This window comes from Microbacterium sp. UBA3486, assembly GCF_002377845.1.
Lineage (GTDB): Bacteria > Actinomycetota > Actinomycetes > Actinomycetales > Microbacteriaceae > Microbacterium > Microbacterium maritypicum_A.
This window is the reverse complement of record NZ_DFQP01000107.1, coordinates 12,873-27,085: the sequence shown is the minus strand read 5'-3', so window position 1 is coordinate 27,085 and position 14,213 is coordinate 12,873. Positions and strand designations below refer to the sequence as shown.

Below are 14,213 nucleotides of genomic sequence, written 5' to 3'. Positions count from 1 at the left end.
CATGACGGAAGAACATCGCTTCGGGTTCCGCACTCGGGCCCTGCACGCCGGCGGAACCCCTGACGCCTCGACCGGCGCGCGGGCCGTGCCGATCTATCAGACGACATCGTTCGTGTTCGACGACGCGGCGGATGCCGGCAACCTCTTCGCGCTGCAGAAGTACGGCAACATCTACTCCCGGATAGGCAACCCCACGGTCGCGGCCCTCGAGGAGCGTCTGGCGTCACTCGAAGGCGGGATCGGCGCCGTCGCCACCGCATCCGGGATGAGCGCGGAGTTCATCACGTTCGCAGCCCTCGTCGGCGTGGGTGACCACGTCGTCGCCGCTGCGCAGTTGTACGGCGGCACCGTGACTCAGCTGGACGTGACGCTGCGCCGCTTCGGTGTGGAGACCACATTCGTCGCCTCGACCGATCCTGCCGACTTCGCCGCCGCTATCCGTCCGGAGACGAAGGTCGTCTACGTCGAGATGATCGGCAACCCCTCGGGAGAGATCGCCGACGTCGAAGGACTGGCGGCCGTCGCCCATGCGGCCGGTGTGCCGCTCGTGGTCGATGCGACGCTGGCGACCCCGTACCTCGCGCGTCCCCTCGAGCACGGCGCCGACATCGTCATCCACTCCGTGACGAAGTTCCTCGGCGGACACGGCACCACGCTCGGCGGCGTCGTCATCGAGAAGGGCACGTTCGACTGGGGCAACGGCAAGTTCCCGCAGATGACCGAACCCGTCGACTCGTACGGCGGCATCAAGTGGTGGGACAACTTCGGGGAGTACGGCTTCCTCACCAAGCTCCGATCCGAACAGCTGCGCGACATCGGCCCCGCGCTCAGTCCGCAGTCGGCGTTCAATCTGCTCCAGGGCATCGAGACCCTTCCGCAGCGCATCGACGCGCATCTCGCGAACGCCCGGGTCGTCGCGGACTGGCTCGCCTCCGACCCGCGGGTCGCCTACGTGACCTGGGCAGGGCTCGAAGGACACCCGCATCATGAGCGTGCGGCCAAGTACCTGCCCCTCGGGCCCGGTTCGGTGTTCGCCTTCGGGGTCGCGGCCGAAGACGGGAGGGCGGCGGGGGAGACGCTGATCGAGAACCTGCAGCTGGCCTCCCACCTCGCGAACATCGGAGATGCCCGCACCCTGGTCATCCACCCGGCGTCGACGACACATCGCCAACTCACCGAGGAGCAGCTCGTCGCCGCAGGCGTGCGTGCAGATCTGATCCGCATATCGGTCGGGCTGGAAGACGCCGACGACATCATCTGGGACCTCGACCAGGCACTCACCACGGCGACAGGAACGAACCGATGAACGCGACGACCTCGGGCGATGCGTGCGCGCTGCCCACCGTGACGGATTCTGTGGCCTGCGCGCTGCCCGGCGCGACGGCGACCATCCCCGGGCGCACCTGGATCGGGCCGAGCCAGCAAGAGCGCTTCGGTCTGCTGCGACGCGCGACATCCATCGCGATCGTCGGCGCCTCGAACAATCCTGCGCGTGCGTCGTACTTCGTGGCGACATACCTGCTCTCCAGCACGGCCTATGACGTCTACCTCGTGAACCCCCGAGAGACCCGGATCCTGGGGCAGCCCGTTTACGCGACGCTGAGCGACCTCCCCGTGGTACCCGACATCGTGGACGTGTTCCGTCGGCATGATGACCTTCCCGGCATCGCTCAGGAGGCGATCGAGGTGGGTGCGCAGACGCTGTGGCTGCAGCTGGGGTCCTGGAACGAGGACGCGGCGGCCATCGCGGAACGTGCAGGTCTCTCGGTGGTCATGGACCGGTGCATCAAGATCGAGCACGCGCGGTTCCACGGCGGCCTGCATCTGGCGGGCTTCGACACGGGCGTGATCAGCTCGCGCCGTCAGCTGCTCGCGAGGTGAGGAGCGGCCGCAGCGAACCCTAGACTGGCGGCATGCCCCTCATCGCGCTCACCGGCGGCATCGCCTCCGGGAAGTCGACCATCGCCCGGCGTCTGGCGGAGCACGGCGCCATCGTCGTCGATGCCGATCAGATCGTGCGCGACGTGCAGTCGCCCGGGTCGCCGGTGCTCGTGCGGATCGCCGAGACCTTCGGTGCCGATGTCATCGCGACCGACGGCTCTCTCGACAGGGCGACGCTCGGCGCGAAGGTCTTCGGCGACGCCGACCTCCTCGCGCAGCTGAACGCGATCGTGCATCCGGCGGTGCGCGAAGAGTCGCAGCGCCGCTTCGACGCGGCCTTCGCCGACGATGCCGACGCGGTCGTCGTCTACGACGTGCCCCTTCTCGTCGAAGCACGGGTGGACGACCCCTGGGACCTCATCGTGGTCGCGCACGCCCCGGCCGCTGTGCGTCGGCAGCGACTCGTCGAGCTGCGCGGGATGGACGAGCGCGCGGCGCAGGACCGGATAGACGCCCAGGTCTCCGACGAAAGACGTCTCGCGATCGCCGATGTGGTGATCGACACGTCCGACTCTCTCGAGCGCACACGCGCGCAGACGGATTCCCTCTGGGAGCGGATCAGCGCACGGTGACCTTCTCCGGTCACGCCCCGGGCTCCCGCGAGTATCGGCGTCTCATCGTCGGTCTGTTCTTCGCGGGGATCGCGACGTTCGCACAGCTCTACTCGGCCCAGGCCGTGCTGCCGCAGATCTCCTCCGATCTCGCGGTCGCCCCGGCGACGGCAGCCCTGAGCGTGTCTGCCGCGACGCTCGGCCTCGCGCTCGCGGTCATCCCCTGGTCGGTGGTCGCTGATCGCATCGGTCGTGTGCCCGCCATGGCCACGGGCGTGCTCACAGCCACGGTGTTCGGTCTCACCGCCCCGCTGAGCGGCGAGATCGGGATGCTTCTCGTCCTGCGTTTCGCGGAAGGGGTGGCGCTGGGAGCTGTGCCGGCTGTGGCCCTCGCCTATCTCAGCGAGGAGGTGGAGGCCCGCCACGCCGCCGCTGCGGCGGGAAGCTACATCGCCGGGACCACGGTCGGTGGTCTGCTCGGCCGCATCGCGTCGGGGATCGTCGGGGAGGTCGGCGGATGGCGCGCCGGCATCCTGTCGGTCGCCGTGATGTGCGCGGTCGCCGCCGCGCTGTTCCTCTGGCTCACTCCGCGCGCCAGGGGGTTCGTCCCCGGTCGTCTGCGCGCCGATCGCGGGCCCGGCATCCTGGAGAAGCTGCGTGCGCCGTTGCGCTCGCCCTTGCAGTGGGCGCTGTACGCGCAGGGATTCCTGCTGATGGGGGCTTTCGTGGCGGTCTACAACTACCTCGGCTTCCATCTGTCGGCCGAACCGTTCGTGCTGCCCGCCTGGGTGGTCACGCTGCTCTTCCTCGCCTACCTGGCCGGCACGGTCTCGTCTCCCTGGGCCGGGGCGCTCGCCTCGCGGGTCGGGCGCTTCCCCGTGCTGCTCGCCTCGATCGCTGTGATGGCCGCGGGCGCCGGCCTGCTGCTCGTGCCGGTGGCGACGATCGTGCTGGGCGGTCTCGTGCTCTTCACGGCCGGGTTCTTCGGAGCCCATGCCGTCGCCTCCGGATGGACGCCGGTCGCGGCAGGCCCCGCCAGTCGGGCCCAGGCGTCGTCGCTGTACTACTTCGCCTACTACGCCGGGTCGAGCCTGTTCGGGTGGATGCTCGGCCTCGTGTTCGGCGCCGCGAACTGGGGCTGGTTCGTCGCCGTCATCGTCGCGATGTGCGGCGTGGCTGCTCTCGCGGCCGTCTCGGCTCTGCGCGGCGCACCCACAGGGCAGTCGTCTTCCTGAAAGGAACTCCTCATGCAACAGCAGTATCTCAACGCCTACGATGCTCAGCTCCGCACGACGCCCGAGGTCTCGGCCGCGTCGAGCACAGTCGAGCATGGGCCGCTCCTGCTGGCGACGTTCCCGGACGGGCGCGGCTTCATCACGTACGCCGAGCTCGGCGACCTGGACGCCGATGGTGTCGCCTTGCTGGTCGACGCGGCGATCGATCACTTCGGCGCTCTGCCCGAGGTCACGTCCGTCGAGTGGAAGACACGAGCTCACGATCGCGCTCCCGGCCTGCACGATGCCCTCGTAGCCCGCGGGTTCGTGCCGGAGGATCCGGAGTCGATCATGATCGGGGAGGCTCGGCTGCTCGCGCAGCACGTCGACATCCCCCCGCAGGTGACGATCAGGCGGAGCCGCTCCGATGACGAGGTGCTCGCGGCGGGCGAGGTGCAGGGGCTCGTGTTCGACGATCCGGACTGGCGTGCGAGGGCGGAGTCCCTCATCGCTCGTCTGCACGAGAAAGCCTCGACTGAGCTGTGGGTCGCCCTCGTCGACGACATGGTTGTCAGCGCGGGGCGTCTCGAACCGGTCGCCGACACGGAGTTCGCGGGGCTCTGGGGCGGCGCGACCCTCCCGGAGTGGAGGGGGAGGGGGATCTACCGTGCGCTCACGGCCGAGCGGGCGCGGTCGGCCCTTGCCCGCGGCATCCGGTATCTCCAGTCGGACTCCACGGAGTTCTCCCGACCGATCCTGGAGCGGTCGGGGTTCCTGAAGGTGTCGACGACGACGCCTTATGTGTGGACCAGGTCATCGCTCTGACCGGGGCGGATTCTTCTCGACGGCCTCGATGTCGGAGGGGCGGCATACGCTGGAGGTATGCAACCCACGCGCAGTGTCCGTCCTTTCGAGGTCATCAGCGAGTATGAGCCCGCGGGCGACCAGCCGAAGGCCATCGCCGACCTGGCGGCGCGCATCAACGCGGGAGAGACCGACGTCGTGCTGCTCGGTGCGACCGGTACCGGAAAGTCCGCGACGACGGCGTGGTTGGTCGAGCAGGTGCAGCGCCCGACGCTCGTTCTCGCACACAACAAGACGCTCGCCGCACAGCTCGCGAACGAGTTCCGCGAGCTCATGCCGAACAACGCCGTCGAGTACTTCGTGTCGTACTACGACTACTACCAGCCCGAGGCCTACGTGCCCCAGACCGACACCTTCATCGAGAAGGATTCCTCGATCAACTCCGAGGTCGAGCGACTGCGCCACTCCACGACGAACTCGCTGCTGAGTCGCCGCGACGTCGTCGTCGTCTCGACCGTGTCCTGCATCTACGGACTCGGGGCTCCCGAAGAGTACCTGCGCGCCATGGTCGCCCTTCAGGTGGGGGAGCGCTACGACCGTGACGCCCTCATCCGCCAGTTCATCGCGATGCAGTACAACCGCAATGACGTCGACTTCTCGCGAGGCAACTTCCGGGTGCGCGGCGACACCATCGAGATCATCCCGGTCTACGAAGAGCATGCGATCCGCATCGAGCTGTTCGGCGACGAGATCGAGGCTCTGTATTCGCTCCACCCGCTCACGGGAGAGGTCATCGAGAAGCTCGACGCCGTGCCGATCTTCCCCGCCTCGCACTACGTGGCCGGCACCGATGTCATCCAGCGTTCGATCGGCACCATCGAGACCGAGCTGGAAGAGCGCCTGGCCGAGTTCGAGCGGCAGGGCAAGCTCCTCGAGGCGCAGCGTCTGCGCATGCGCACCACTTTCGACCTCGAGATGCTGCAGCAGTTGGGCTTCTGCTCCGGCATCGAGAACTACTCGCGCCATATGGATGGACGCGCGCCCGGCGAGCCGCCGCACACCCTGCTCGACTTCTTCCCCGACGACTTCCTGCTGGTGATCGACGAGTCGCACGTGACCGTCCCACAGATCGGTGCGATGTACGAGGGTGATGCATCGCGCAAGCGCACACTCGTCGACCACGGGTTCCGCCTGCCGAGCGCCATGGACAACCGCCCGCTGCGCTGGGACGAGTTCAAGAACCGCATCGGTCAGACCGTCTACCTGTCCGCAACTCCCGGCAAGTACGAGATGGGCATCGCCGACGGCATCGTCGAGCAGATCATCCGCCCGACCGGTCTCGTCGACCCGGAGATCGTGGTGAAGCCGTCGAAGGGGCAGATCGACGACCTGCTCGAGGAGATCAGGGTGCGGGTCGAGCGCGACGAGCGCGTCCTCGTCACGACTCTCACCAAGAAGATGGCGGAGGAGCTCACCGACTTCCTCGGTGAGCACGGGGTGCGGGTGCGCTATCTGCATTCCGACGTCGACACCCTGCGCCGCGTCGAGCTGCTCAGTGAGCTGCGCGCCGGCGTGTACGACGTCCTCGTCGGCATCAACCTCCTGCGTGAGGGACTCGACCTTCCCGAGGTCTCCCTCGTCGCGATCCTCGACGCCGACAAGGAGGGGTTCCTGCGTTCGGGGACCTCGCTGATTCAGACCATCGGTCGTGCGGCCCGAAACGTGTCCGGCGAGGTGCACATGTACGCCGACAAGATGACCGACTCGATGACGAAGGCGATCGAGGAGACCGACCGGCGTCGCGAGAAGCAGGTCGCGTACAACAAAGAGCACGGCATCGACCCGCAGCCGCTCCGCAAGCGCATCGCCGACATCACTGAGGTGCTGGCGCGTGAGGGTGCCGACACGGCAGAGATGTTGTCCGGTCGCGGTCGCGCCACCGGCAAGGGCAAGTCGCCCACGCCGAACCTGCGCCGCACGGGCATCGCGGCCGAGGGGGCGCAGCAGCTCGAAGCCACGATCCAGGATCTGTCCGATCAGATGCTCGCGGCAGCGGCCGAGTTGAAGTTCGAGCTCGCCGGGCGCCTGCGGGACGAAGTGCAGGACCTCAAGAAGGAGCTCCGTGCCATGGAGCGCGCCGGGCACGCGTAGGAGGCGGGCTGATGGACGCTGCGGGGAACGAACTCGCCGATCGGGTGCGTGCGTTGCTGGGCGTGGACACCGAGATCGAAGAGCGTCGGATGTTCGGTACCAGGGCGTTCCTCGACGACGGCCGCATCCTCGTCGGCGCGCGTCCGGGTGGCGTCCTTCTGGTGCGCGTCGATGACGAGAACGGTGCCGCGCTGCTCACGGAGCCCGGAGCAGCGCGGGCCGTCATGGGTGCGCGCACGATGAGCTCCGGCTGGCTCGACGTGGCGGCCGGGGCCATCGAGGACGACACCGCGCTCATGTTCTGGCTCGACGTCGCTCGGGAGTCGACGGGTTCGGCGAACGAGGCTCCAGAGGAGAACTGACGCGACGGGCGGGACCGTCGCCAAGGTCGAGGCCGCTACGGGCAGTGCACCAGGGTCTTCGGCCCGGTGCGGTCGATCTCGTGCTCCGTCATCGGTGCGCCGCAGAGAGGGCAAGCGCGCTCGGCGCGCTCTGCGGCGCTCGGGGGCGGAGTCTTCTCGTAGGGACCGACGGATGCGGGTCCCGCGAACCGGATGAGGTTCGTGTTCACCCAGGAATACAGCCCTCCGGCGTCGCGGATGCGAGTACGGAGGGGCGGGCGATCGGATTCCTGTGCCATGTTCATTAGTGTACTAACTATTAGTGCAGATGTATAGTCTCCCTTGTGACAGCATCCGATGACCTGCTCCGGCTCGAGAACCAGCTCTGCTTCGCCCTGGTGACCGCGGCGCGCAATGTCGTCGCCCTGTACCGTCCCATCCTCGAGCCGCTGGGCCTGACTCATCCCCAATACCTCGTCATGCTGGCACTGTGGGAGCGGTCGCCGCGGACTCTCAACGACCTGGCGATCGATCTCGCCATGGAGCCGGCGACGGCTTCGCCGCTCGTGAAGAGGCTGGAGACGGAGGGGCTGGTCGTGCGTCAGCGCAGCAGCGAGGACGAGCGGCGCCTGGAGATCACGCTCACGCCGGCGGGAACGGCGTTGCGTGACCGGGCGGTCGACGTTCCGCACCAGGTCATGGCGGCGGTCGGCATGGGCGTCGACGAGATCGCGGCGCTTCGGGACGGTCTCGGACCTTTCGCGGGGCGTCGTCCTGACCTCGGCTGACGCGTCGTGCGCCCACGGCTCGCGGGAATCGACGACCACGAGGTGGGGGAGCAGCCCCCTAGGGTGGAGGCATGTCGCGCCCCGAGCCCTCGATCCCGGTGCGGGAGCGTGCCGGGACAGACCGGCCGCGGGGGCTTCTGCTCCCGCTGATCGCGATAGCCGGCTTCTTCGCGACGATCATGTTCGCTGCCTCGGCACAGGGCCTTCCGCAGTTCGGAGGATGGTTCACCGCTACCGAGGAACGGGCAGGTGACGACGTCCTGCCGACGGCGCCGACGGAGACCGCGCCACCGCCGTTGGATCCCCCTGAGGATTCGCCGTTGCTCGCGATCATCGGCTACGTCCTCGCGGCGGTCGTCGTCGCCGTCGTGCTCGCGATGGTGTACCTCGGTCTTCGACTCCTGATCCGCTACCTGGTGGGTCTCTGGCGTGACCGTCCGCTCGCGCGTCGCGAGGCGGCGCGGGTCGATGCCCGGGTCGTCATCGCACCCGTGGCCCACGTCGAACCGGACGAGGCGACGATCCAGCGTGGAATCGCGGAGGCGCTGAGGACGATCGACGGTCGGCCTCTGCCCGGCGACAGCATCGTGGCGGCGTGGGTGGGCCTGGAGGAATCGGCGGCGGATGCCGGCGCCGGCCGCGGTGTCAACGAGACCCCGTCGGAGTTCACCGTTCGCATCATCGGCCGACGTGCGGGGATCGCCGACGATGTCGTCGCCCTGCTGGGCCTCTACGAACAGGTGCGCTTCGGCGGGCACGACGCCGACGAGCGCGATCGGGCCCGAGCCGCCGAGTGCCTCCGCGGCATCCAGAAGGGCTGGCGATGAAGAGACGGATCCTGGTCCTGGGCGTCGGTGCCGCCGTCGCTGTGATCGTCCTGCTCCTGCTCGGCCAGGTGGGCTTTCCGGTTCCGTTCGTCTTCGCCTGGATGATCCTCGCCATCGCGGTGGTGTGCGCCTGCCGACAGGAGTTCATCGAGGTCGGGCCTGTCTGGCCCCCCGAGAAGCCGAGCCGCAAGACGCGCGGCTCGGAGGTATCCCGCATGGCCTGGGCGATCAACACGCGCACGGGAGTCGCCGGGCACGTCGTCGTGCGCCGGGTGCAGAGCGTGTTGAGAAGACGACTCGCCCTGCGTGGACTCGACCTCGACGATCCCACGCATCACGCGCGCATCGACGCGCTGCTCGGCGGGGGAGTGCGCGACGCCCTGCACGGTCGTGAAGTGCGGAGCACCGACATCGAGATCGTGCTCGACGCGATCGAACGAATCCCGAATGACACGGAGGAGACCGGATGAGCAGCCAGGAGACCACGCAGATCGCCGCCACAGGGCGTCGAGTGCTCGACAGTGTACGCGGCGCCGTCGTCGGGATGGACGAGCCCCTCACGATCGCCCTCGCTGCGATCCTCGCGGGTGGCCACGTGCTCTTCGAAGACGTTCCGGGGTTGGGGAAGACTCTCGCGGCGAGGAGCCTGGCGTCCGCGCTCGGCCTCGGTTTCCGTCGCCTGCAGTGCACGCCGGACATGCTCCCGGGCGACGTCACCGGCTCCTACGTGTATGCACCGGCCTCCGGTGAGTTCGTGTTCCGACCCGGCCCCATCTTCACCGGCCTGCTCCTGGCCGATGAGGTGAACCGCACCACTCCCAAGACCCAGTCGGCGATGTTGGAGGCGATGGCCGAGCATCAGGTCACGGTCGAGGGCAACAGCTTCGCCCTACCGCGTCCGTTCCACGTGATCGCGACCTCGAATCCGATCGAGTACGAGGGCACGTACGCGCTTCCCGAGGCGCAGCTCGACCGGTTCATGGTGCGGCTCGCCGTCGGCTACCCCGGGCCGGACGATGAGACGCGCATCATCCTCGACCGCGTACGCCGACAGAGCCCCGATGCGTCTGTCGATCCGGTCATCGACGAACGGGGGCTCCTCGCGATCCAGGAAGCCGTCGAGAGGATCCACGTCGATGCCGATGTCGTCCGGTACTGCGTGGAGCTCACGAGGTCGACGCGGGATGCGACGCATGTCGCGGTCGGCGCCTCGCCGCGCGGATCGCAGGCTCTCGTCCTGCTCGGCCGCGCACTCGCGGCCCTGGACGGTCGCGATTACGTGCGGCCGGACGACATCAAGCGCATCGCGGAACCCGTGCTCGCGCACCGGCTGACCCTGACGCCGCAGGCCTGGGCGCAAGGAGTGGATCCCCGGTCCGTCGTGGCGACGGTGGTCGAGGCCACGTCGGTGCCGCCGACCGTGGCCGCGGTGCGATGACCGAGCAGGTCCGTGTCACGGCACGTGCCCCCGTGCACTGGAGTCGGACGCCCGTGATCGCGATCGGACTCGCCGGCTCGACGATCCTCGCTGCCGTAGGGCTCGTCTTCTCGCGACCCGACGTGATCGGCGTCGGGCTTCCGCTCGCGGTCGCGACGGCATGGATGCTGCTGCGTCGGCCCGGTGACGATGTGCTGTCGATCGAGCTGCGTGCACGTCCGGAGCGCTCGGACGGCTCATCGGAGGTCATCGCCGCGGCAGATGCGGTCCTCGACGGCGACTGGCTCCAGATCGCGGTCGATCAGGAGGAGCAGCGGTCGGGGGTCGCCGACGTGAAGGTCGGGTGCTCCGTCCTCACGTCGCGCAACCGCCTGCAGCACTCCGGTCCTCTGGAGCTGCTCGGAGTGACCGTGCGCGGGGTCGCTCTCGACGGCGCGTGGGTCACCGAGGCTGCTCCTCGCGTCGCACTGGGGTGGAACACACCGCCGCGGCATGTCCGGATCGGGCGTCTCCCGGTCGCGCCGCGATTGAGGGGTCTGCACGGTGCCCATGAGGGATCGCGGCCCGGCCAGGGCGGTGACTTCCGTGACATCCATCCGTTCGCCCCCGGCGACGAACTGCGCCGCGTCGACTGGCGGGCGACCGCGCGCGCCGCTCGCCGACCGGGTGAACTGCTCGTGCGACGCACTGCCACCCTCAGCGATTCCTCGGTGGTGATCGCGGTCGACACCGCGGAGGATCTCGGGACCGTCGTCGCCGCCTGGGGAGCGGACGATGCCGACCGGGCAGGCGTCACCTCGCTGGACCTCGCGCGGGAGGCCGCGCTGTCCATCGCCACTGCGGCGGTCGGCGTCGGTGATCGGGTGGCGTACCACGCGCTGTCGCCCGGAGGTCTCAGCCTTCCCTCCGGTGGAGGTGCACGTCATCTCGCGCGGGTGCGGGACGTGATCGCGGCGACGGGTCAGAGTGACGAGGACTCCCGGTACCGCCGGTCGCCGGTCGTGCCTGCGGGATCCATCGTCTTCGTGCTCTCCACGTTCTTCGACGGTGTCGCCGCCCAGCTCGCCATCCGTTGGCGGGCGGCGGGGCACGCCGTGGTCGCCGTCGACGTGCTCCCGGCTCCGGACGAGAGCCGGCTCAGCCGTGAGCAGCGCATCGCGCTCCGGACCCTGCTCGCGGAACGCGCGGACATCCTCGTCGAGCTCCGGCATGCCGGCGTAGAGGTCGTCGCGTGGACGGATCAGGACGTCGACGTCGCGATGCGGCTCGCGGCGCTCCGTCAGCAGCGGATGCGGACGGTGCGGCGGTGAGACGCGGTCTCCGTTCGTTCCGGGTGCGGGCGGCTGTGCCCGGCGTCACGGTGCGGCTCGTGCTCGTCGCGATGGTGTGGGCAGGGGCGGTCATGCTCGTTCCATTTCCGTTGTGGCAGGGCGTGGCGGTGATCGCCGCGGTCCTCGCTGTCGTGCTCCCGCGGTCCCTGGCGGCGTGGTTCGCGGCGGCGTGCCTGGTGTTCGGAGTCCTCCTGACCCCACCCGATCCGGGACGCACAGCCCTCGCCGTCCTGCTCGTCCACGCGATCCACGTGCTCGCATCGTTGAGCCTCGTGATCCCGATCTCCTCGCGTGTCGCCCTCGCCGTCCTGGGGCCGAGCCTGTCGCGCTTCTGCATCATCCAGCTGCTGGCGCAGCCCGTCGTCCTCGCGGCATGGTTGCTGGCGCCGTCGAACGTCGAGCAGGGGATCACGGCGCTCGCCCCGCTCGCCGCAGTGATGCTCGTGCTCGGTGTCGGGCTGGCACTGAGAGCTGTCCGGAGCTCGGATGTGCCGCGGCCGGCACGATCGGCGGGAGAGGAATCGGTCGCCGAGCGTCCTCGCGGAGCCAATGTCCGTGGCCCCTCGTAGACTTGTTCGGTGCCCATCGTCCCCGTTGCCTCCTCCGGAAAACTCAGTGTCCGCGGTGCCCGCGTCCACAACCTCAAGAACGTCGACATCGACATTCCCCGCGACTCCCTCGTCGTGTTCACCGGCCTGTCCGGATCGGGGAAGTCCAGCCTCGCGTTCGACACGATCTTCGCCGAGGGGCAGCGTCGCTACGTCGAATCGCTGAGCGCGTACGCGCGCCAGTTCCTCGGCCAGGTCGACCGACCGGACGTCGATTTCATCGAGGGCCTCAGCCCTGCCGTCTCGATCGACCAGAAGTCGACCAACCGCAACCCGCGATCGACCGTCGGCACGATCACCGAGATCTACGACTACATGCGCCTGCTCTGGGCGCGTATCGGTATTCCGCACTGTCCTGAATGCGGCGAACGCATCCAGCGTCAGACGGTGCAGCAGATCGCCGATCAGTTGATGGAGCTCCCCGAGCGCACGCGCTATCAGGTCGTCGCGCCGATCGTCTCGCAGAAGAAGGGCGAGTTCGTCGACCTGTTCCGCGAGCTCGGTGCCAAGGGATACTCGAGGGCCATCGTCGACGGCGACCTCATCCAGCTCGCCGAGCCGCCCACGCTGAAGAAGAGCTACAAGCACAACATCGCGGTGGTGGTCGACCGTCTGGTCGCGTCCGACGACATCCTCGGGCGCGTCACCGACTCAGTCGAGACCGCGCTCGGGCTCGCGGGCGGCGTGGTGCAGATCAACTACGTCGACGGCGAGGGCGACGACGCGTGGCAGACCTTCTCCGAGAAGCTGGCCTGCCCGAACGGGCACGCCCTCACTCTCACCGAGATCGAACCGCGCACGTTCTCGTTCAATGCGCCGTTCGGCGCCTGCCCTGCATGCTCGGGGCTCGGCACGCGCATGTCCGTCGACGTCGATCTGATGCTCGGCGACGAAGACCTCTCGATCCGCGAGGGCGTCATCATCCCGTGGACGACTCAGGGAAAGGGCCTGTTCCAGTACTACGAGCGTCTGCTCGAAGGTCTTTCCAATGATCTCGACTTCTCCTTGGACACCCCCTGGCGCGAACTCCACTCCGACGTTCAGAACGCCGTGCTGCGCGGCGAGAACTACAAGGTCTCCGTCAAGTGGAAGAACCGCTACGGCCGCGAGATGCGGTACACCTCCGGTTTCGAGGGTGTGGTTCCGTACATCGAGCGGCAGTACCTGCAGGCCGAGTCCGACAACCAGCGCAACCGCTGGGGTGAGTACCTCCGCGAGGTGCCCTGCCCGGTGTGCGATGGCAACCGGCTCAAGCCCGAGGTCCTGGCCGTGCAGGTGCACGGTCATTCCATCGCCGAGGTCTCGCATCTGAGCCTCGCCGACGCGCGCGCTTTCATGGAGACCCTCACCCTCACCGACCGTGAAGCGAAGATCGCGGCCCAGGTGCTCCGCGAGATCCGCCTCCGCCTCGACTTCCTTCTGCAGGTCGGTCTCTCGTACCTGAACCTCAGCCGTTCGGCGGGCTCCCTCTCCGGTGGAGAGGCGCAGCGCATCCGGCTGGCGACGCAGATCGGCTCGGGGCTGACCGGCGTGCTCTACGTGCTCGATGAGCCGTCGATCGGTCTGCACCAGCGCGACAACCGCCGCCTGATCGAGACGCTGCTCACCCTGCGCGACCTCGGCAACACCCTGATCGTCGTGGAGCACGATGAAGAGACCATCGAGGCGGCGGACTGGGTCGTCGACATCGGTCCCGGTGCCGGAGTCAACGGTGGCGAGGTCGTGCATTCGGGGCCGTATTCGGCGCTGCTCAATGACAGCGCATCGATGACGGGGGAGTACCTCTCCGGTCGCCGCGAGATCCCGATGCCGACGAAGCGGCGGAAGATCGACAAGAAGCGGATGCTCAGCGTGGTCGGGGCCCGTGCGAACAACCTCCGCAATGTCACCGCCGACTTCCCGCTCGGCGTCCTGACCGCGGTCACGGGGGTCAGCGGCTCCGGCAAGTCGTCGCTCGTCAACGACATCCTCTACCAGGTGCTGGCGTCGCGCTTGAACGGTGCACGCACCGTTCCCGGCAAGCACACGCGGGTGACCGGGCTCGACAACCTCGACAAGGTCGTGCACGTCGATCAGGCACCGATCGGCCGCACCCCGCGATCGAACCCGGCCACCTACACGGGGGTGTTCGACCGCATCCGCACGCTTTTCAGCGAGACACCGGAGGCGAAGGTCCGTGGATACCAGCCCGGCCGATTCAGCTTCAACGTCAAGGGCGG

15 protein-coding genes are annotated in these 14,213 nt (G+C 68.4%); 14 read left to right on the top strand and 1 reads right to left on the bottom strand.

Annotated elements, in window-relative coordinates; genetic code table 11:
* Position 1: 1 nt before the first annotated feature.
* The 7 genes from B2869_RS16885 to B2869_RS16855 are packed head-to-tail and all read left to right on the top strand — an operon-like array spanning position 2 to position 7,023.
* Positions 2–1,306 carry an O-acetylhomoserine aminocarboxypropyltransferase/cysteine synthase family protein gene (locus B2869_RS16885; RefSeq protein ID WP_021201534.1) on the top strand — a complete coding sequence of 435 codons (1,305 nt, stop codon included), beginning with the start codon at positions 2–4 and terminating at the stop codon, positions 1,304–1,306.
* On the top strand, positions 1,303–1,881 hold the full coding sequence (locus B2869_RS16880; RefSeq protein ID WP_292769099.1) for a CoA-binding protein: 579 nt from the start codon (positions 1,303–1,305) through the stop codon (positions 1,879–1,881). Before B2869_RS16885 ends, B2869_RS16880 begins: the two co-directional genes overlap by 4 nt.
* 32 nt (positions 1,882–1,913) lie before the next feature.
* Positions 1,914–2,513, top strand: coding sequence for a dephospho-CoA kinase (coaE, locus tag B2869_RS16875; protein WP_292769096.1), 600 nt, complete (start codon positions 1,914–1,916; stop codon positions 2,511–2,513).
* On the top strand, positions 2,510–3,727 hold the full coding sequence (locus B2869_RS16870; RefSeq protein ID WP_021201531.1) for an MFS transporter: 1,218 nt from the start codon (positions 2,510–2,512) through the stop codon (positions 3,725–3,727). Before coaE ends, B2869_RS16870 begins: the two co-directional genes overlap by 4 nt.
* A 12-nt stretch (positions 3,728–3,739) precedes the next feature.
* On the top strand, positions 3,740–4,531 hold the full coding sequence (locus B2869_RS16865; RefSeq protein WP_292769092.1) for a GNAT family N-acetyltransferase: 792 nt from the start codon (positions 3,740–3,742) through the stop codon (positions 4,529–4,531).
* Between the two features lie 57 nt (positions 4,532–4,588).
* On the top strand, positions 4,589–6,661 hold the full coding sequence (gene uvrB / locus B2869_RS16860) for an excinuclease ABC subunit UvrB (RefSeq protein ID WP_029258316.1): 2,073 nt from the start codon (positions 4,589–4,591) through the stop codon (positions 6,659–6,661).
* Positions 6,662–6,672: 11 nt separating this feature from the next.
* Positions 6,673–7,023, top strand: coding sequence for a TfoX/Sxy family protein (locus B2869_RS16855; RefSeq protein WP_021201529.1), 351 nt, complete (start codon positions 6,673–6,675; stop codon positions 7,021–7,023).
* A 35-nt stretch (positions 7,024–7,058) separates the two neighbouring features.
* Here B2869_RS16855 and B2869_RS16850 read toward each other — a convergent pair whose 3' ends face one another.
* Positions 7,059–7,301 (bottom strand): hypothetical protein, encoded by a 243-nt coding sequence (locus B2869_RS16850; RefSeq protein WP_292769086.1) that lies wholly within the window; start codon positions 7,299–7,301, stop codon positions 7,059–7,061.
* Positions 7,302–7,346: 45 nt separating this feature from the next.
* Between B2869_RS16850 and B2869_RS16845 the strand changes: the two genes are divergently transcribed.
* The 7 genes from B2869_RS16845 to uvrA form a co-directional block, all read left to right on the top strand.
* Positions 7,347–7,790: a MarR family winged helix-turn-helix transcriptional regulator gene (locus B2869_RS16845; protein WP_021201527.1), complete on the top strand. Its 444-nt coding sequence runs from the start codon at positions 7,347–7,349 to the stop codon at positions 7,788–7,790.
* 71 nt (positions 7,791–7,861) lie between these two features.
* Positions 7,862–8,617 carry a DUF4129 domain-containing protein gene (locus tag B2869_RS16840; RefSeq protein ID WP_292769083.1) on the top strand — a complete coding sequence of 252 codons (756 nt, stop codon included), beginning with the start codon at positions 7,862–7,864 and terminating at the stop codon, positions 8,615–8,617.
* Complete coding sequence (locus B2869_RS16835; protein WP_231494416.1) at positions 8,614–9,087, top strand: hypothetical protein; 474 nt, start codon at positions 8,614–8,616, stop codon at positions 9,085–9,087. Before B2869_RS16840 ends, B2869_RS16835 begins: the two co-directional genes overlap by 4 nt.
* Positions 9,084–10,055, top strand: coding sequence for an AAA family ATPase (locus B2869_RS16830; RefSeq protein ID WP_292769079.1), 972 nt, complete (start codon positions 9,084–9,086; stop codon positions 10,053–10,055). The genes B2869_RS16835 and B2869_RS16830 overlap by 4 nt, the downstream gene beginning before the upstream one ends.
* Complete coding sequence (locus B2869_RS16825; protein WP_292769076.1) at positions 10,052–11,365, top strand: DUF58 domain-containing protein; 1,314 nt, start codon at positions 10,052–10,054, stop codon at positions 11,363–11,365. Before B2869_RS16830 ends, B2869_RS16825 begins: the two co-directional genes overlap by 4 nt.
* Entirely contained in the window at positions 11,362–11,955 is a 594-nt protein-coding gene (locus B2869_RS16820) for a hypothetical protein (RefSeq protein ID WP_292769073.1), read from the top strand. Before B2869_RS16825 ends, B2869_RS16820 begins: the two co-directional genes overlap by 4 nt.
* 9 nt (positions 11,956–11,964) lie before the next feature.
* Positions 11,965–14,213 (top strand): excinuclease ABC subunit UvrA (gene uvrA, locus B2869_RS16815; protein WP_292769259.1); only part of this gene is annotated, 2,249 nt, incomplete at its 3' end.